Raw genomic sequence first — 18,061 nt, 5'->3', positions numbered from 1 at the left:
TTCTACCATTACTTCTTCATTTACAAGGAAGTCTCATGCTCTCTTTTAAACCTTCAGTTTTAGCGTTAACCCTTTCCGCACTTCTTTTACCTACTTCAAGTTTTGCTGCTCAAGTACCTGATGGTGTCACACTAGCCAAAAAACAAGAATTGGTGCGTGGTAACGATGCAGAAGCGGCAACGTTAAATCCTTTAAAAGCAGAAGGCATTCCTGAGATGCATATTCTGCGTGACTTGTTTGAAGGATTAGTTATTCAAAACCAAGATGGTAGTGTGGTTCCCGGTGTGGCTGAAAGCTGGGAAACCAAAGATAACCAGACTTACACCTTCCATTTACGCCAAGATGCTAAATGGTCGAACGGCGAGCCTGTTACCGCGCAAGACTTTGTTTATAGCCTACATACTGCGGTCGATCCAAAATTCGCGTCACCCAACGCTTGGTACTTAAAACTGACTGGCATTAACAATGCAGAAGCGATCATTGATGGTAAACAACCGGTTGAAAAGCTTGGCGTTAAAGCGCTAGATGAACATACATTACAATTTCAATTAGATAAACCTGTACCGTATTTTGTGGCCATGACAGCGCATACTGTGATGATGCCAATTAATCAAAAAGCGGTTGAAAAGCATGGTGACAATTGGACTAAGCCTGAAAACATGGTTTCCAATGGCGCTTATAAGCTAACCAATTGGGTGATCAATGAGCGCTTGGAAATGGAACGTAATCCTAATTACTGGGATAACAAAGATACAGTGATTAACAAAGTGACTTACATTCCGTTTGAAAGCCAAACTGCGGCGATGAACCGTTATATGACGGGTGAAGTGGACATTACGTCTGATGTACCTGTTGCGATGGTAGACAAGCTAAAACAAGAGCACCCAGATGCATATAAAATCACGCCGCTGTTGTGTACTTATTACTACGCGTTAAACACCAAGCGTAAGCCGTTTGATGACCCTAGAGTACGTAAAGCAATTTCATACACGATTATGCGTGATGTGATTGCTAACGGCGTTACCAAAGGCAATGTGCCCGCTTATACGTTTGCCCATCAAGATGTTGCGAATTTCAAAGCGACACAGCCGGAATACAGTCAGTGGACCCAACAACAGCGCGATCAAGAAGCGGCTAAATTGTTAAAAGAAGCGGGCTATGACCACAATAATCCGCTAAAAGCCGACTTACTTTACAACACCAGTGAAAACCATAAAGCGATTGCAGTGGCGATTGCCTCTATGCTGAAAAAGAATTTAGGTATGGAAGTCACGCTCGATAACCAAGAGTGGAAATCTTACCTAGCCGCGCGTCAAGAACGTAACTTCGACATCATGCGCGCTTCTTGGTGTGGTGATTACAATGAAGCCTCAACGTTCTTGACCTTATTAGGCTCTGATAACGATAAAAACTTCCCATCTTATGTAAACCCTAAATACGATGAAGCCTTGTCTAAAGCTCAATCTGCCGTTGATGTGAAAGAGCGAAATCAATACTACGATCAGGCGGAACAAATGCTGGCGCAAGATATGCCGATCGCACCAATTTACTACTTTATGCAATCACGTTTAGTCGATCCAAAACTCGGCGGCTACCCAATGCATAATGCGGAAGGGCGTATTTATTCGAAGGATTTGTATTTCGCTCAGTAAGTACTCTCTAAGCCCAACCAGCTTTAACAAACCCGATCATGTATCGGGTTTATTTTTGGCTCTAAGATAGCTTTTGCCCAGAAATCGCCGGATGATAAATAGGTTGAACCACGTTACCCGCCGGATCGGTACAGTGAAAACTACGTGCGCCATCACTATGATCGTGAGGGGTATCGAGCAACGGAACGCCTTGGGATTGTAAAAACTCATACCATTGTTGAAGCTCTTGTTTGCTATCTACCACAAAGCCAAAGTGATCGAGATTATGGTGACCTCTTTCCTGTTCTGAATCGGAGTGAGATAGTGATAAGTTATCGTTGCCACAGCTTAGGTAGACTAGGTTGTCATTCGCTCGACGGAGTATCTCCATTCCCATAATTTCATGATAAAAACGGACACATTCCTCAAAAGGGTGCACTTTTAACGCCAAATGTCTTAGTCCATTAAATGCTTTTGGTCTTTGCATATTTCCTCCTTAAAATGACTTTGTATAATTAATTGTATACAATAAAATGAGTTTCGCGAATCAGGGAGAAAGTTATGTTCTGTATTTTTGTAAAAAATGAAGTAAAAGCGGGATGTCGGGAGCAGTATTTATCGGCAATGAAAGAGAATGCTAAGGCTTCTGTTTTAAATGAAGAAGGCTGTTATGTGTTTGATGTATTGGAAGATCAAACCAATGATCACCACTTTTATATTTATGAAGTGTACCGTGATGAACAAGCCTTAAGCGAACATAAAGAAACGGCGCATTATGCTCATAGTCGTAAGTATGTTGCTGATATTGTAGAAAATGTATCCATCATACGTTGTGATGTTATTGAGAGAAATGGCAAATAAAAGTAGAGGGTAATGATGACTTGGAATGTTTATTTATCTGGTGAAATACATACAGATTGGCGAAACCAAATTATTCAAGGCTGTGAAGATAAAGGATTGGATATCACATTTAGTTCCGCAGTGACAGATCATGACAGTAGTGATGCGGCTGGTGATGGGCTAGGCGAGGAGTCCAATTCCTTCTGGCGCGATCATAAATCTGCCAAAGTGAACGCGATTCGAATTCAAAAGCAAATTAAGCAATGTGATCTAGCGATTATCCGTTTTGGTGATAAGTACAAACAATGGAACGCTGCTTTTGATGCGGGTTATTGTGCCGCGTTGGATAAGCCTTATATCACCTTGCACAGCGAAGATATTATCCACCCACTAAAAGAAGTTGATGCCAGCGCACAAGCTTGGGCGACTACCCAGCAGCAAGTCGTGGATATTTTGGCGTATTTGCTATTGCAGAAGTAAATGGTTGTTTAGATGAAAAAAACTCTCGCCGATACGAGAGTTTTTTATTTAGTAAGCTTGTCTTATCTGTAGGTTAAGCTGCATTTGAGCTTTGCTCGAAGCTTTGATAATTACCCAATAAAGCATTATAAAACTCGCTGTCGTTCAATACTCCAACTAGCTTGCCATGTTCAACCATTAAAACGGGGTGAGCGGTGCGATTTTTGAGTTCAATGGCATCACGCATACTAATTTCAGGACTTGCCATGACCAGCATGTTGGGCTCAATCGCCGCTAAATCTTGAATTTTTTCCCATTCTACCAACGTCAAAGACTCAGTACTGTTGATGACTAGATTATCTAAACTCGATGCAGAGGTCGGTTTTTCTATCCAAATCCCGGTATTCGCGCATAACTGAATGCGATTATCATCTGACTTAAGATCGTGAGTCGGTTGCATTAAAGAGCGACCTTTTAGTACGTTGAGTGGGTTTGTGTGTGCCACAAAATCTTTAACGTATTGAGTTTTAGGCGCGAGGACAATTTCTTCTGGCGTGCCGTGTTGGATCAATCGACCGGACTCCATAATCGCAATGTTGTTGCCGATTTTAAGCGCTTCATCTAAATCATGGCTGACAAACAAAATAGTCTTGTTCAGTTTTTTCTGCAGTTCGAGTAACTCATCTTGCAGTTGAGCGCGGATTAATGGATCGAGCGCTGAAAACGGTTCATCCATCAGTAGGATATCGGTATCCATAGCGAAAGCCCGCGCAAGACCGACACGTTGTTGCATACCACCAGACAACTCGTGTGGGTGTTTATCTGCCCATTCTGCTAGGCTCACCATTTCCAATTGTTCGAGTGCTTTTTTACGGCGATCGGATTTGCTCATTCCCTTCATTTCTAAACCAAAGGCAACGTTATCAAGTACCGTCAGCCAAGGCATTAAGGCAAATTTTTGGAACACCATGGAGACTCGATGAGTTCGCAAATGGCGCAAAGTTGCACTATCACAATTCGCAAGATCAACTAGGTTATCACCATCTTTGATTTCTAATGAACCACGAGAAATGGTATTCAGGCCATTGACCGCGCGTAGTAAGCTTGATTTACCTGAGCCAGATAATCCCATCAGGACACAAATCTCACCCTCTTTGACACTGATATTGACGCCATCGACTCCGACGACTTGGCCAGTTTGGTCAATAATATTTTGGCGAGATTCACCTTTGTCGAGTAGTTCGATCGCTTTGTTTGGGTTGTCACCAAATACCACATCAAGATTGTTAATTGTAATTGCGTCCATAATTATCCCTCTTTAGCTTGGTTTGGTGTTTTACATAAACGATCAAGAATGATGGCGACCAGAACAATAGCTAATCCAGCTTCGAATCCTTGAGAAATATTGACGGTGTTTAACGCTCGGATCACAGGTTTACCTAAGCCATCCGCACCAACGAATGCCGCGACGACAACCATAGAAAGCGACAACATAATGCATTGAGTGACACCCGCCATAATGCTTGGTAGTGCCGCAGGTAACTCGACTTTAAACAATAGCTTCATTCGGTTGGCTCCAAATGCTTTACCGGCTTCAACCAGCTCGTCCGGTACTTTAATAATGCCGAGATAGGTCAAACGAATCGGTGCAGCGATAGCAAAAATAATGGTCGAAATCAGGCCCGGTACGATCCCCAATCCAAACAATACTAAGGTTGGGATTAAGTAAACAAAGGTTGGTACGGTTTGCATTAAATCTAAAATAGGGCGCATTAAGTTATATAGCCAAGGGCGATGCGCTGCCATGATGCCTAGTGGGACGCCAATTAATACGGAAATCGTTGTCGCCGCGAAGACGAGAACAAAGGTTTCCAGCATTTCTTGCCAATAGCCCATATTTAAAATCAGTAGTAATGAGGCAATGATGAACACCACTAAAGATAATTTACGGTGTAAATACCAAGCCAGTGCGGCGGTGACTACGATAGGAACGGCTGGTGGTAGCCATTGAAAGACACTGACTAGGCTCATTATGATGGTTTCAAGAAAGATAGAAATTGCATCGAAAAGTGTTGCTGCATTGATGGTGAGCCAATCGACAACAATTTCCATCCAATGTCCGAGTGGGATTTTATGATCGGTAATAAAATTCACAGTACTGCCTTATCTGGCGAGCCTACACTCGCCAGTTCAATTGAAAATATAAAAAAGAGTGTTGCGTTTGCTAATTACTTAACGGGTTGCTTGAGATAAGCAATCACTGCTGGTGCTGCAGGTTGGCCATCAAGAGTTTTGACATTTTTGAGCCAAGTTTGGATTTGTTCAGGGTGTTGGTTTAACCATTCACGAGCCGCGATAGCAGGCTTTTTGTTTTGGTTTAAGATTGAATTCATGATCTGGTTTTCCATTTCCAGGCTGAATTTAAGATCAGTTAAAAGGTTGCCGATATTCGGACACTGGGTTAAGTAATCTTGGCGTACGTTGGTGTGTACGCTTGCTCCACCATAGTTAGGACCAAAGAAGTCATCGCCACCGGCAAGGTATTCCATTTCAACTTTGCTGTTCATTGGGTGTGGAGCCCAACCTAGGTAAACAATCCATTGATTACGGCGTACCGCACGGGTGACCTGAGAAACCATGCCAGCTTCACTAGATTCGACTAGGCGGAAGTCTTTTAGGCCAAAGGCATCTTGATCAATCATGCTTTGTAGTAGGCGGTTACCATCGTTACCTGGTTCGATACCGTAAATTCGGTCATTAAATTTGTCGGCATTTTTAGCGATATCCGCGAAGGTTTTCACTCCTGCATCGTACACATACTTAGGCACTGCTAGCGTGTATTTAGCGCCTTCTAGGTTGGCACGAACCGTTTCTACCTTGCCTGATTCGCGGTATTTTTTGATGTCATTTTCCATGGTCGGCATCCAGTTACCAAGGAAGACATCAATATCGCCATTGGCCATTGAGGAGTAGGTAACGGGAACCGACAGTAATTCAGTTTCGGTTTGGTAGCCCATGCCTTTTAATAGTTGGCTAGTAACGGCGGTCGTTGCGGTGATATCTGTCCAGCCAACATCCGAGAAACGTACTGTTTCACATTGATTCGCGTAGGCGTTAAAAGTGGCTAGGCTAGTAAGGCCTAACGTGAATAGTGCTGTTTTTTTAAGTGACATAATCATTCCTTGTAATCAGTGACTTGCTATTAATTATTCGGCCAGTGGTAAAGCGCGTACTGGCTGTTGGCTGCGTTGGGTATGCTGCCAATTGGGGTCAATCCAAACTTCAACATTATCGGGAGTCAGTAAAGGTCGACCTAAGATCATATCGGCGGCACGTTCTGCCACCATGATGGTTGGCGCATTTAAGTTGCCATTAGGGATAACGGGGAAAACAGAGGAGTCGACGACTCGTAGATTGTTAATGCCTAAGACACGACACTTTTCATCAACTACCGCCATAGGATCATTCTCTGCGCCCATTTTGCAGGTACAAGATGGGTGGTAGGCACTTTCTACGTTCTCTTTCACCCATTGATCAATCGCCTGATCGGACTCAACCTCAATGCCGGGTTGGATTTCTGTGCCTCGGAAACTATCCATCGCAGGCTGAGCTAAAATTTCACGAGTAAGACGAATACAGTCACGCCAATCTTGGCGATCTTGCTCGGTTGAAATGTAATTAAATTCGATGCTGGGTTTAGCATGTGGATCGTTTGATTCAATCGCGACGCGACCACGGCTTTCTGGTTTATTTGGACCCACATGAACTTGGAAGCCATGACCATCAAATGCGGCTTGTCCATCATAACGCATGGCAGCCGGTAAGAAATGGTATTGAATATTCGGCCATTTCAAGCCTTTACGTGAGCGGATAAAAGCGCAGGATTCAAAGTGATTGGTGGCACCTAGTCCGGTACGTTTTAAGATCCACTCAGTACCAATTAAGCCTTTGCTGACTAGACCAAGTTTGCTATTTAACGTGATGGGCTGTTTACACTCATATTGAAAGTAAACTTCTAAGTGGTCTTGCAGGTTTTCACCCACACCAGGTAAGTCATGTTTTAATTCTACGCCAGATTGTTTTAATGTTTCACGATCGCCGATGCCTGATAGTTGAAGCAGTTGCACTGAACCAATAGAACCAGCACTTGAAATCACTTCTTGATCCGCATAAACCTGAACGATTTTCCCAGATTTTTCGAATTCAATCCCACGTGCGGTTTTGCCTTCGAGTAAGACTTTATGAGCGACGATGCCGGTTAATAACGTCAGGTTAGAGCGTTTAAGGGCTCGACGTAGATAAGCGTTGGAAGTAGAAGCGCGCACGCCACCATCAACCGTCATGTGCATTGGGCCAAAGCCTTCTTGTTGGTAGGCGTTGTAGTCTTGGGTTTCTGGATAACCTGCTTCTTTTCCAGCATCAATAAAAGCTTGGTATAAAGGGTTACGTTCCATGTTATTACCGTTACAGGTACCAACTGGGCCGTTGCCACCACGATAATCATTACCGCCTTCGAACCAGCTTTCCGCTTTACGAAAGTAAGGTAAACAGTTTTGATAATTCCAGCCTTGTGCGCCGGACTCTTCCCATTGGTCAAAATCACAAGCATGGCCACGTACATAAACCATACCGTTAATCGAAGAACTACCACCAAGTACTTTTCCGCGAGGGCAGTGTAATTGACGGCCATCAAGACCTGATTCGGCTTTAGTTTCAAATTTCCAAGCGTACTTATCACTGTTCATCGGATAAGAAAGTGCGGTGGGCATTTGAATGAAAATGCTTTTATCACTGCCGCCAGCTTCTAATAGTAAAACGTTATGTTCACCAGATTCGCTAAGTCGGTCGGCTAATACGCAGCCGGCCGAACCCGCGCCGACGATAATATAATCGTAGCGTTGTTGCATAAGATTGATTCTCCGCTTCCGTTTAAGAACGTATCGGTTTAAAGACTCGTGAGTGATTTCTCAACGATAGATAAATGACTCGCCTTTATTATTCATAAGGGCTTTCGAAGTCACCAAGATGGACAAACACACTTTTGGTTTGCGTATAGTGACGTAGGGTTTCGGTACCATTTTCACGGCCAATACCAGAATGCTTATAACCACCGACAGGCATTTCTGCAGGGGAATCTCCCCAGGTATTTATCCAACAAATACCCGCTTCTAGTTGATGAATAACGCGATGGGCGCGTGATAGGTTTTGCGTGAACACACCGGCGGCAAGTCCGTAGTCGGTTGCATTAGCGCGAGTGATCACTTCGTCTTCATCACTAAAGGGTAGAACGGACATAACAGGGCCGAAGATCTCTTGTTGAACATGCGCCATGTCGTCTTCACAATCGATAAACACTGTTGGCGCGACAAAGTTACCTTTATCTAATCCATTTTCGGTCACTTGGTGGCCGCCAGTGAGCAATTTAGCGCCGCTGTGTTTGGCGGTTTCAATTGCGCCGAGCACTTTGTCTAAATGCTGTTTAGAGATCAACGCACCGACTTGAGTATTAATGTCCATAGGATCGCCAATGGTCATTTTCTCAGTACGATGTTTTAATTGTGTAATGAAATCTTGGTAGATGGCTTGATGTACAAAGACTCGGGTACCGTTAGTACACACTTCTCCTTGAGTATAAAAGTTCGCCACCATGGCAGCCGATACCGCTTGATCAAGTTTGGCATCGTCAAAAACAACTAAAGGTGATTTGCCACCTAGCTCCATAGTGACCGATTTCAAAGTCTTGGCACTGTCACCCATGACGGCTTTACCTGTGCCTGATTCACCTGTGAAGGAGACTTTCGCGATATCTGGGTGAGCGGTTAGCATTTGACCTGCGCGGTAATCGCCTTGGATAACATTAAATACGCCATCCGGTACGCCTGCTTGGGTAAATATTTCAGCCAACTTGAGAGCGGAAAGCGGCGTTTCTTCTGAAGGTTTAAAGATCATAGCGTTACCTGCCGCTAGCGCAGGAGCTGATTTCCACATGGCGATTTGAATTGGATAGTTCCAAGCGCCAATGCCAGCACAAATGCCTAAAGGTTCGCGGCGAGTATAGAAAAATTGTTCATCACTAAGAGGTTGTTGTTCACCTTGTAAGCTTGGAACGAGGTTGGCGTAATATTCAATCACGTCAGCACCGGTGACAATATCGACTTCTAGTGCTTCTTGCAGCGGTTTACCCGTATCGGCTACTTCTAAAGCCGCCAATTCATCGTTTCGTGCTCTAAGGATTTCAACCGCTTTTAATAAAATTCGACTACGTTCCACGGCGCTCATTTTGGACCATATTTGAAAGCCTTGCTTTGCTGATGCTATCGCTTTATTGAGATCATCCTGTGAAGCTTGGCCGATTTCAGCGATCACTTCACCATTGGCAGGATTAATACTGTGGAAGGTCTCACCAGATGTTGCGGCAGTCAATTGGCCGTGTATGTATAGAGTTTCTGTGGTCATATAAAAGCCTAATGATGTAATTTAAAGTGAAGATTGATTGTAAAAAGCGAGCTGTTTTTCTAGGTAGTCATTGATGATTTCTCGCGCTTTTTCGGCATCAATACCCTCCGGGTTTAAAGTGCCACGCAGCCAAATACCATCGATGAGAGATGCAATGCCATGTGCCACTAAGTTGGCTTGTTCATCGGGGAGTAGCGCTTTCAATTCAATTCTTAAATGTGAAAGCAAACGTTGCTCATTGACGCGTTGAAGCCTTTTCAATTGGGCGTCATGCATCGAATAAGACCAGAATGCCAACCATGTTTTGGCTACTTTGTTTTCAGCCTGAAAGCCCTCAAAGTTAGCGTTCACAATGCCAATAATGCGTTGTTGGTGAGCATCGCTTGGTAAACCATTGAGTTTGATTTTTACCGTGTCGGAGAGCTCTCTTAAAATCGCTCGCATGGTCTCTTCTAGTAATCCGTGTTTACCGCCAAAGTAATGGTTAATGATGCCCGTTGATACACCCGCTTCTTTACTGATGAGCGATATGCTTGCGCCATGCAAACCTACTCTTTCAATGACCGCCATAGTGGCTTTTACAAGCTGAGGTTTTCTAATATCAGGCATTCCAACTTTTGGCATATTTCGAATCCATTTATTTTTTATTGAACGGTTAATTAACAATAATGCTACACATAAAATGTTTAGACCTCAAATCAATATTTTGGCTTTTATAGGGTTTCAAAGAGGACGTGTTAAGTTATTCCTTTAACTATCATGCTGTTATGTGATGTTAAAAAAATTAACAAATAGAGGTTTTGATTATGGATGTAATGAGTTTTTTGGGGAAGAAAACAAAAAATGCCAACCTAGTTTAAAAAGTAGGTTGGCATATTGGTTATCGGTAAAGAATTGATCGCTGGTGGATTAGAATCCTACATTCATTCCTACCCAGTAACGACGTCCGTCTTCTACATAGCCATATTCATCATAAGTGATTTCTTGATCGAGTAGGTTATACACCGCTGCGTTAACTGACACATTGCTGGTTAAGTGATAGCTAACACCCATATCCCAGAAAGTATAAGAAGGGGCTTCTAAGCTGCTTTGAGATGGACCTGTGATTGGCTCCATTTCTTCGCCGTGATAAGTCACTTGAGTCCAAGCTTCTAAATCAGAGGTGGCTTGCCAAGAAAGATCGGTACTAAATAAGTGTTTTGGCAGTTGAACTAAAGGCTGGCCTTTGTAATCACCTGATTTTTGCTCTGAATCATTTAAGGTATAGCTTGCGTTCCAGAAGACACTTTCTCCTAGTGGGGTACCTAAAGCGACTTCAACACCTTGTGTGGTGGCTTTATCGACATTCACTTTTTGTGTTGCGCTGCTTCCCCAAGCATTAATTGGGCCACATGATGGGCAAGAAACACGAGTGATTTTGTCTTTAAAGTCGTTGTAGAAGAGTGTGACAGAAGACGTTAAACCAAAATCAGATTGATAGTTTAAGCTGATCTCTTGGTTTACAGAGGTTTCAGGGGTCAAATCTGAGTTACCGTAGATATCGCCGCCGCCACTGACTTGCGCCCATTCATCTGAGGTTTCACGCAAACTTGGCGCGCGATAGCCAGTAGACACACCACCTTTTAGTACCCAGTTTGGTGTCATGCTCCATACACCGTAGGCGCGTGGGCTAACATGCGTACCATATTTTTCATCGTTATCTAAACGAGCACCAAGCGTTAGGCTGAATGATTCAACAATCGCCCACTCATCTTCTAAGAAGAATGCATAACGATAATTGTCTAGTTTAGTTAAATCAGAAGAGCTATTCGATGTGTAGTCTTCGAGTTTTTCATAAGTGTATTCAAAGCCGGATGTCAAAGTATGAGAATAAATGGGTGTGACAAGGCTGGTTTTGAACACGGTGTTCATGCTTTCCATTTCTCGGCTTTTATTTTCCGAGTCTTCATATTGTAGATAGGTATTCGATTGTCCAACTACGCCCCAATTACCGTCATGGGTGATCGCGTAATTAGTACGTTTATATTCATCTAGTGTATCAACACAGCCACTACGACAGCCGGTTGTTGGTACCGATTTCCCTACTGTGCCAGCGCGAGATTGCTCACTAATGCCAGCTTCAAGAGAAAAGTCATGATCGTCATTTAATTGATAAATGAGTTTAGAGTTAAAGCTATTTAAATCTTTATCTTCATAGCCATTAGTAATGTCATCTTCATCACGAACGGTAGTTTGGCCATTAAATTGCGCGGTCAAGTTGTCACTCAGTGGGCCTGTTAAGTAGAAGTTAGCACTACGCTCATCACCTGAATCACGGTTTTCTTGAATAGTCGTACCAAGTTGAACATTACCATGCCATTGCTGAGCATCTTTACGAGTAATGACGTTGATAACACCACCAATCGCATCGGAGCCATAGAGCGTCGACATAGGGCCGCGGATCACTTCGATACGTTCAATCGCTTCTAAAGGTGGTAGCCAGCCTTGTTCGATGCCAGGGCCATCACTATTGGGACGAGTTTGACGAGAAGATTGACGCTTACCATCAACCAGAATCAAGGTATAGGCTGAACCCATGCCACGAATACTAATGTCTTTGTTATCGCCACCACCGGTAATGGTGACACCAGGAACGGTTTTCAGCGCATCGGTCACGTCGCGATAATATTTATTTTCTAATTCATCACGAGTGATCACACTGATACTCGCTGGAGCGGTGATTTCAGCTTGTTCATAACCAGAGGCAGTGACGACCATGGTTTCAGTTTTTGTAGGTTGAGCAGCGTGTGCTTGAGTGGCCAGTAAAATTGATCCCGCTAAAGTGGAAAGCGGTAAACGATAGCTAGACATTATTATTCCTTTAAATGATAATGATTCTTAAATTCATTTGCGATTATTGCCATCTTGGCAGCTATTGAATAGATCAATGTATGGAACAGGCTGTTCCAAATATGGGATATAGGTTGGAGAGCTATGAAAACCGAACTACAAGGAATTCGAGCCTTTGCTGCGTTAAGTCGTTATCACAGTGTGACGGCTGCGGCCAAAGCATTAAATCAACCAAAATCAACGATTAGCCGTCGCTTAGCACAACTAGAGACGGAGCTAGGGCAAGCTTTATTTATCAAGCAAGGTTCTCGTTTAATGTTGACGCGCGCGGGTGAAGTATTTGCGGAATATTGTGAGCGCTTACTTACTATGGCAGAGGAGTCACAGAACGCTTTACAATCATTAAAGCAAAGCGTCAGTGGTGAAGTAACCATGATCGCTCCACCTAGTTTGATTCGTGGTTGGTTGCGTGCACAATGTCATCAATTCCTCGATGATCATCCACAAGTGAATATTCGTTTGTTTACGGAAGCCCGAGATGAATATTTTCAAAATGAACCGGATATTGTGTTGTCCATTGGTGAGCAAGACTTACCCGGGACATGGCGTAAGAAAACTTTGGGATACTGGCAATTTGGATTATACGCATCGCCGAGTTATATCAAGCAAAAGGGAGCGCCGACTCATCCAAATCAGCTCAGTCGTCATCAATGGCTGCCATTTGAGTGTGACAGCAGTAGTTCGATTTATTTATCAAATGGCCAAGAACACTGCATGGCAATGCCTCCGATAAGTCGTTTAACTAGTGATAACTTATTGCTACAGATAGACTCTATTGCATCAGGATACGGCATTGGTTTGTTGCCAACTTGGGTTGCCGATAATTACTCACAAGCACACCCGGGAAACATAGAGTTATGCATGCCCGATTGGTATAGCGCAGCGCGTCCAGTGGTGTGTTATTTTGCCGCGGGAGTCTTGCCATTAAGAGTTCAAACTTTGATTAAAGCGCTTAATGACAACACTCCGAAAGAATGGCTAGAGCCCAGAAGTGTTAACAATAAAACATCTGATCATGAAAAATATAAACACATACGATTGCCGTCGACTTCAATGACATTAAATGGTGTTTCGTAGATTTCAGATAACACAGAGGCGTCGATGACCTGATTGACGCTGCCTTTTGCGACAATTTCGCCTTTTTTCAGGGCGATAATGGTGTCGGAATAACAAGAAGCAAAGTTGATATCATGGATCACAATCACCACCGCTTTATTGAGTTCATGGGCCAGTCGACGAATGGTTGCCATAATTTGCAGTGAATGTTTGATATCAAGATTATTCAGCGGTTCATCTAAAAAGATATAGTCAGTATCTTGCGCGATAACCATGGCAATAAAAGCCAATTGTCGCTGGCCACCACTGAGTTCATCGAGGTATTTATCTTGAATTAAGGTGAGATCAAGGTAGTCAATTGCCTTATCAATCGCTTGATGATCGATGTCTTTTAAGTTGCCTTGGCAATAAGGGAATCGTCCAAAAGAAATCAGTTCTCGCACCGTAAAGCGCAAACTAAAGCTATTGGCTTGGCGTAGTACGGATAAACGCTTGGCGAGGGCTTTAGTATCCCATTCCACCAGTTCTTTACCATCAATCCAAACTTCGCCTTCATCACGTTTAAGTAGTCTTCCTGCCATCGAAAGTAGGGTACTTTTCCCTGCGCCATTGGGGCCAATAATCGCGGTGACTTTTCCCTTGGCAAACTCCGCGCTGGCATTTTGTACCACAGGATGTTCGCCAAAGCGTTTGGTTAGTTGTTTCAATTCAATCATCAGGGTTACACCACTTTATTGCGTAATAGCAGGAATAAGAAATAGATCCCGCCAACAAAATTAATTACCACGCTTAAGGTGGTTTCAAAGCCGAATGCTTTTTCAATAATCCATTGCCCTGTAAGCAAGGTCGCTACAGACATCAAGCCACAGGCGGTAAGTAAGTACTTATGTTGGTAAGTTTTTAGCCATTCACGTGTTAGGTTGGTAATTAATAGACCGAAGAACATAATCGGCCCAATTAAAGCCGTCGAAATTGCAATTAACACTGAGGATAAAACGAGCACGGTGCGTGTGGTGCGTTTGATATCGACGCCTAGGCTGGTGGCGTTATCTTGGTCGAGTAAATACACATCGAGCGTGCGATGCAGCTTAAACAGCCAGATGGAGACGATGGCTAATATTGGGATGGTCCAGTAAACCAGTTCGGTATCAATATTATTGAAGCTAGCAAACATACTGGCTTGAACATTGGCAAACTCATCAGGGTCCATCAGCATGGTTAAAAATGAAGATCCGCTTTGGAATAGCTGGCCGAAAATCACTCCTAATAGCAATAGTGAAATAATATTGCTGGCGGAGTAGCGGAAATACAGCAGAAATAAGACTAATGAGAAACCCATCATCATGACGACTGATATCGAAAAGTTGATCACATGGTTAGTCATCATCACGCTTAATCCGCCAAACAAAGTCACCACTAGCACTTGAATCAGCAGATAGAGTGAGTCAAAACCCATAATGCTTGGCGTTAAGATACGGTTGTTAGTGATGGTTTGAAAACAAAACGATGCTATGCCAATCGCAAAGCCAGCAATCACCATGGCGAGTACTTTAGGCACTCGACGCGATAAGAAATATTGGTAGTTATCTGCGGTTAAACCATAGCCAATAAACAGCGCTGCCATGACGAGACTTAGTAGTAACAAAGCGATGATTTTTTGTTTATCACCTGACCATAAATGCTTACTAGTAAAGGCATTCCTTTTGTTTTTAAGCACAGATTTACTTAATAATTTAGCGCTCATGTTTCATTCCTTTTAATACTAAGAAAATAAACACGCTGCCACCTAATAAACTAATCACCATAGAAATTGGGATCTCGTAAGGGAAGATAATAATGCGCCCAACCACATCACAAGCCAGCACTAAAATCGCGCCTAATATGGCGGTGCGAGGGATGTTTTTACGTAGATTATCGCCATAAAAACGATTCACGAGGTTCGGCACGATTAAACCAAGAAAGGGTAGTTGGCCAACGATCATCACTACAGAAGCCGACATGATCGAAACCAGAGCGACCCCGATAGTCATTACTTGCTGATAATTTAAGCCTAGGTTAATCGCAAAATCTTTACCCATGCCAACTGCCGAGATTCGAGTTGCGTAAAGGTAACTAAAAATAGCGACTGGAATAGCGATATAGAGCAGCTCAAAGTTACCTGCCAAAATGTTGGCAAAATTAGCCACCGCCCAGCCAGATAGGTTTTGTAGCGCATCGTATTTATAGGCAATGAAAGTGGCCATTGAAGAGACAATATTGCCGAAAATGATACCGATAAGAGGCACAAAAACGGCATTTTTAAATTGAATGCGTTGAATCAACTGAACAAAAAAGAGGGTGCCAATCATTGAAGTGGCAAAAATCAGCCAGAGTTGATCGCCATTACCAAAAATCACTAGGCTTAAAACGAAACCCAACATGGCACATTCTATGGTGCCGGATGTGGAAGGCGCGGCAAATCGGTTTTGGCTGATTTGCTGCATAATAAGGCCAGCAATGCTTAAACCGCCTCCAGCCAATAAAATCGCCAGTAAGCGAGGTACACGACTGGTGAGAAATAATTGCCAAGCATTCGCATCACCTGAAATAAGGTGGATTAACGAGACGTTACCCACCCCAACAAATAATGAAGATAGACTTAGGCAGACTAAAATTAACAGCAATTTAGCCACAACAACCTCAAGCTTTGATTATTTAGTTAATGACTCAATATCGCTAACCATAGTTTCTGTTGCCGTAATACCAGAGCTCGCCACATACCAAGCTGGAATATCTAGGTAGATCATACGGTTGTTCTTATAGGCATTTGTCGACTTAACGAGGTCATTATCAAAGTCTTGGCGGGTAGTGCTTTTGCCTTTGTTGACTAATTTATCGCGATCTAAAATCAATAATGTCGATGGGTTTTCTTGGCTAACCAGTTCGTAAGATACTAATTGACCATGACCACCGGTTTTTTCTGATTTCTTGTCTTTAACTGCGATGGTTGGCTTGAAACCGAAATCTTTATAGAGAACGGAAAAACGCGAACCTTCACCAAATGATGTCACATTACCACCAGAACTCATTAGCATTAATGCATCCATATCATGGCTTTGGTTATAAGATTTAATCGCGGCAAAACGTTGGTTTAACCCATCAATTTTCTGATTGACCAATTCTTGTTTATCAAAAATTACGCCTAAATCATTCCAGAGCGCTTGAGTGTTCTGCCAGTAATCAGAACCATTTTCTACAGCAAAGACAAAGGTAGGAGCGATTTTAGAAAGCTCTTTGAAGTGTTTAGAGCTGCGTGGGCCAACAATAATAAGATCAGGCTTCTGGGTATAAATGGTTTCAAAATCAGGTTCAAAAATGGTGCCAGAAGAAGCGATGTTATCAGCGTTATATTGATCGAGATAATCAGGTAGAGCGGTCCCTTTTGAAACCGCAACCGGCTTTATTTTAAGTGCATCAACGGCATCAAGTGCGCCAGTGCCAATGACCACCACGCGCTGTGGTGATGATTCAAGTTTGGTTGAGCCCATAATATGATCAACCGTGACAGATTTAGCATTCACTGAAACTGAGCTTAACGTTGCGATTGAGATGAAAGCGGAGGCTATCAAACTAGATTTGTTGAAACACTTCATTTCTTATCCTTTATGTAATCGATAACTATTATCATTGCGATTACTATATAGAGCAAAAGTAAGAAATCAAGAGCAAGAAGTGTAAAGTTAATTAAAAGATGAGATGGAACAAGAAATGGAATCACCTACTTACTAAAGAGGAGTAAGTAGGTGATTGTGTTAAATTATTTTTTGATTTCAGTGTATTCCAATGATTTAAAGTGCGCTTCACTTTGCCCATTCGTAAATTGGTTATAAACACCGGCTTTGAAAAAGCTCAATAGGTGACGCCAGTAATCGATATCTTTCTCTAACTTACGTTCACCGTTAACATCAATTGCCAATGTTTTGTTACCTACTGTGACATCAAATTTTGTCATTTTATCACTAGGTGCAGTGCCTAAATCGACCATGGTGTAAGCAACATCATGTTGACATACTTCTTTATCTTTATTTTTTGCACCTGCGCTGCCTTTGCAAATGACAGCATTATTTTTTGTGACTGCCCAGAAATGACCTTTGACGCCTTTATTGTTTTCTTTCCAAACAACACGAAGTAGTGGGTGTGGCACATTATGAGTACCGGAGTTATCTAAGCCTTTGTTATGTACTTGCAAGAACGTAATTTCATTTTGTTTCGAGTTAGAGTTTTTCATTGCCGCATCAGGGTTGATGATTTGCACTTCGGCAGACAATTTATAAAACTCATCAGCTAAGTCGGTGCGGAAGTTTTTTTGCACGCGAAGCTCGTTACGTAAATGGTCATTCTTCATTTTGAAGACGAAAGCTTCTGTTGCTTTATCTACGTAAAAGTTTTGGTTCACTATGCCGGTGTAGTCGTTATCCGTGGCAAAGAATTCTTTATTACTTTTCTTACCTTCGGGATCGGAAATCTGTAATTCAGAAGCCGCCAAAATATTTGAGAATTGAGGGTAATCTGCAGGTTCTCCAAGAGCATCATTTGGATTTGAAAATTGAACATTGGCGGATGCAATAGATGAGGCAGCGAGTAAAGTGGGAATTAATAAAAAACGTTTTTTCATCACAAATACCTTTTGTATTATTATATTTTAAATTTTATTAATCTAAATATCATCAAAAGGGAAAAGGACAAAATAG

The 18,061-nt window shown here is 42.6% G+C and carries 17 protein-coding genes; 4 read left to right on the top strand and 13 right to left on the bottom strand.

Annotation, left to right across the window (positions count from 1 at the left end; translation table 11 throughout):
* Window positions 1–35 precede the first annotated feature (35 nt).
* The gene (locus L3V25_RS01415) at window positions 36–1,652 is read left to right on the top strand and encodes a peptide ABC transporter substrate-binding protein (RefSeq protein ID WP_237293725.1); all 1,617 of its coding nucleotides are present in this window, start codon (window positions 36–38) and stop codon (window positions 1,650–1,652) included.
* 61 nt (window positions 1,653–1,713) lie between these two features.
* On the opposite strand, the gene L3V25_RS01410 is transcribed toward L3V25_RS01415, so the two are convergent.
* A complete protein-coding gene (locus tag L3V25_RS01410; RefSeq protein WP_237293724.1) occupies window positions 1,714–2,118 on the bottom strand; it encodes a VOC family protein in 405 nt (134 codons plus the stop codon).
* 74 nt (window positions 2,119–2,192) lie between these two features.
* Between L3V25_RS01410 and L3V25_RS01405 the strand changes: the two genes are divergently transcribed.
* Both L3V25_RS01405 and L3V25_RS01400 read left to right on the top strand, forming a co-directional pair.
* A complete protein-coding gene (locus L3V25_RS01405) occupies window positions 2,193–2,492 on the top strand; it encodes a putative quinol monooxygenase (protein WP_237293723.1) in 300 nt (99 codons plus the stop codon).
* Window positions 2,493–2,507: 15 nt separating this feature from the next.
* Window positions 2,508–2,951, top strand: a complete 444-nt coding sequence (locus tag L3V25_RS01400; RefSeq protein ID WP_237294323.1) for a YtoQ family protein — start codon at window positions 2,508–2,510, stop codon at window positions 2,949–2,951.
* 73 nt (window positions 2,952–3,024) lie between these two features.
* On the opposite strand, the gene choV is transcribed toward L3V25_RS01400, so the two are convergent.
* From choV to L3V25_RS01365, 7 genes are all read right to left on the bottom strand, one after another.
* Window positions 3,025–4,236 (bottom strand): choline ABC transporter ATP-binding protein, encoded by a 1,212-nt coding sequence (gene choV, locus L3V25_RS01395; protein ID WP_237293722.1) that lies wholly within the window; start codon window positions 4,234–4,236, stop codon window positions 3,025–3,027.
* 2 nt (window positions 4,237–4,238) lie between these two features.
* A complete protein-coding gene (gene choW, locus L3V25_RS01390) occupies window positions 4,239–5,084 on the bottom strand; it encodes a choline ABC transporter permease subunit (RefSeq protein WP_237293721.1) in 846 nt (281 codons plus the stop codon).
* Window positions 5,085–5,158: 74 nt separating this feature from the next.
* Window positions 5,159–6,103, bottom strand: coding sequence for a choline ABC transporter substrate-binding protein (locus L3V25_RS01385; protein ID WP_237293720.1), 945 nt, complete (start codon window positions 6,101–6,103; stop codon window positions 5,159–5,161).
* 33 nt (window positions 6,104–6,136) lie between these two features.
* The gene (gene betA, locus L3V25_RS01380) at window positions 6,137–7,837 is read right to left on the bottom strand and encodes a choline dehydrogenase (RefSeq protein ID WP_237293719.1); all 1,701 of its coding nucleotides are present in this window, start codon (window positions 7,835–7,837) and stop codon (window positions 6,137–6,139) included.
* A gap of 88 nt (window positions 7,838–7,925) precedes the next feature.
* The gene (betB, locus tag L3V25_RS01375) at window positions 7,926–9,386 is read right to left on the bottom strand and encodes a betaine-aldehyde dehydrogenase (protein ID WP_237293718.1); all 1,461 of its coding nucleotides are present in this window, start codon (window positions 9,384–9,386) and stop codon (window positions 7,926–7,928) included.
* 21 nt (window positions 9,387–9,407) lie between these two features.
* Window positions 9,408–10,010: a transcriptional regulator BetI gene (gene betI, locus L3V25_RS01370; RefSeq protein WP_237293717.1), complete on the bottom strand. Its 603-nt coding sequence runs from the start codon at window positions 10,008–10,010 to the stop codon at window positions 9,408–9,410.
* 285 nt (window positions 10,011–10,295) lie between these two features.
* Window positions 10,296–12,236 carry a ligand-gated channel protein gene (locus L3V25_RS01365; protein ID WP_237293716.1) on the bottom strand — a complete coding sequence of 647 codons (1,941 nt, stop codon included), beginning with the start codon at window positions 12,234–12,236 and terminating at the stop codon, window positions 10,296–10,298.
* A 123-nt stretch (window positions 12,237–12,359) separates the two neighbouring features.
* On the opposite strand from L3V25_RS01365, the gene L3V25_RS01360 reads away from it, so the two are divergent.
* Entirely contained in the window at window positions 12,360–13,352 is a 993-nt protein-coding gene (locus L3V25_RS01360) for a LysR family transcriptional regulator (protein WP_237293715.1), read from the top strand.
* Here L3V25_RS01360 and vctC read toward each other — a convergent pair.
* From vctC to L3V25_RS01335, 5 genes are all read right to left on the bottom strand, one after another.
* Complete coding sequence (gene vctC / locus L3V25_RS01355; RefSeq protein WP_089123938.1) at window positions 13,289–14,047, bottom strand: iron chelate ABC transporter ATP-binding protein VctC; 759 nt, start codon at window positions 14,045–14,047, stop codon at window positions 13,289–13,291. The genes L3V25_RS01360 and vctC overlap by 64 nt on opposite strands.
* Before the next feature lie 5 nt (window positions 14,048–14,052).
* Window positions 14,053–14,955 carry an iron chelate uptake ABC transporter family permease subunit gene (locus L3V25_RS01350; protein ID WP_237294322.1) on the bottom strand — a complete coding sequence of 301 codons (903 nt, stop codon included), beginning with the start codon at window positions 14,953–14,955 and terminating at the stop codon, window positions 14,053–14,055.
* Window positions 14,956–15,064: 109 nt separating this feature from the next.
* Window positions 15,065–16,003, bottom strand: a complete 939-nt coding sequence (gene vctD, locus L3V25_RS01345) for an iron chelate uptake ABC transporter permease subunit VctD (protein WP_237293714.1) — start codon at window positions 16,001–16,003, stop codon at window positions 15,065–15,067.
* An 18-nt stretch (window positions 16,004–16,021) separates the two neighbouring features.
* Window positions 16,022–16,963, bottom strand: coding sequence for an ABC transporter substrate-binding protein (locus tag L3V25_RS01340; RefSeq protein ID WP_237293713.1), 942 nt, complete (start codon window positions 16,961–16,963; stop codon window positions 16,022–16,024).
* 164 nt (window positions 16,964–17,127) lie between these two features.
* Window positions 17,128–17,985, bottom strand: a complete 858-nt coding sequence (locus L3V25_RS01335; protein ID WP_237293712.1) for a polysaccharide lyase family 7 protein — start codon at window positions 17,983–17,985, stop codon at window positions 17,128–17,130.
* Between the last annotated feature and the right edge of the window lie 76 nt (window positions 17,986–18,061).

Origin of the sequence: Vibrio sp. CK2-1, from assembly GCF_021726515.1 — a bacterium.
Classification (GTDB): Bacteria; Pseudomonadota; Gammaproteobacteria; order Enterobacterales; family Vibrionaceae; genus Vibrio.
The sequence above is the reverse complement of the archived record's forward strand: the minus strand, read 5'-3'. Positions and strand labels throughout refer to the sequence as shown.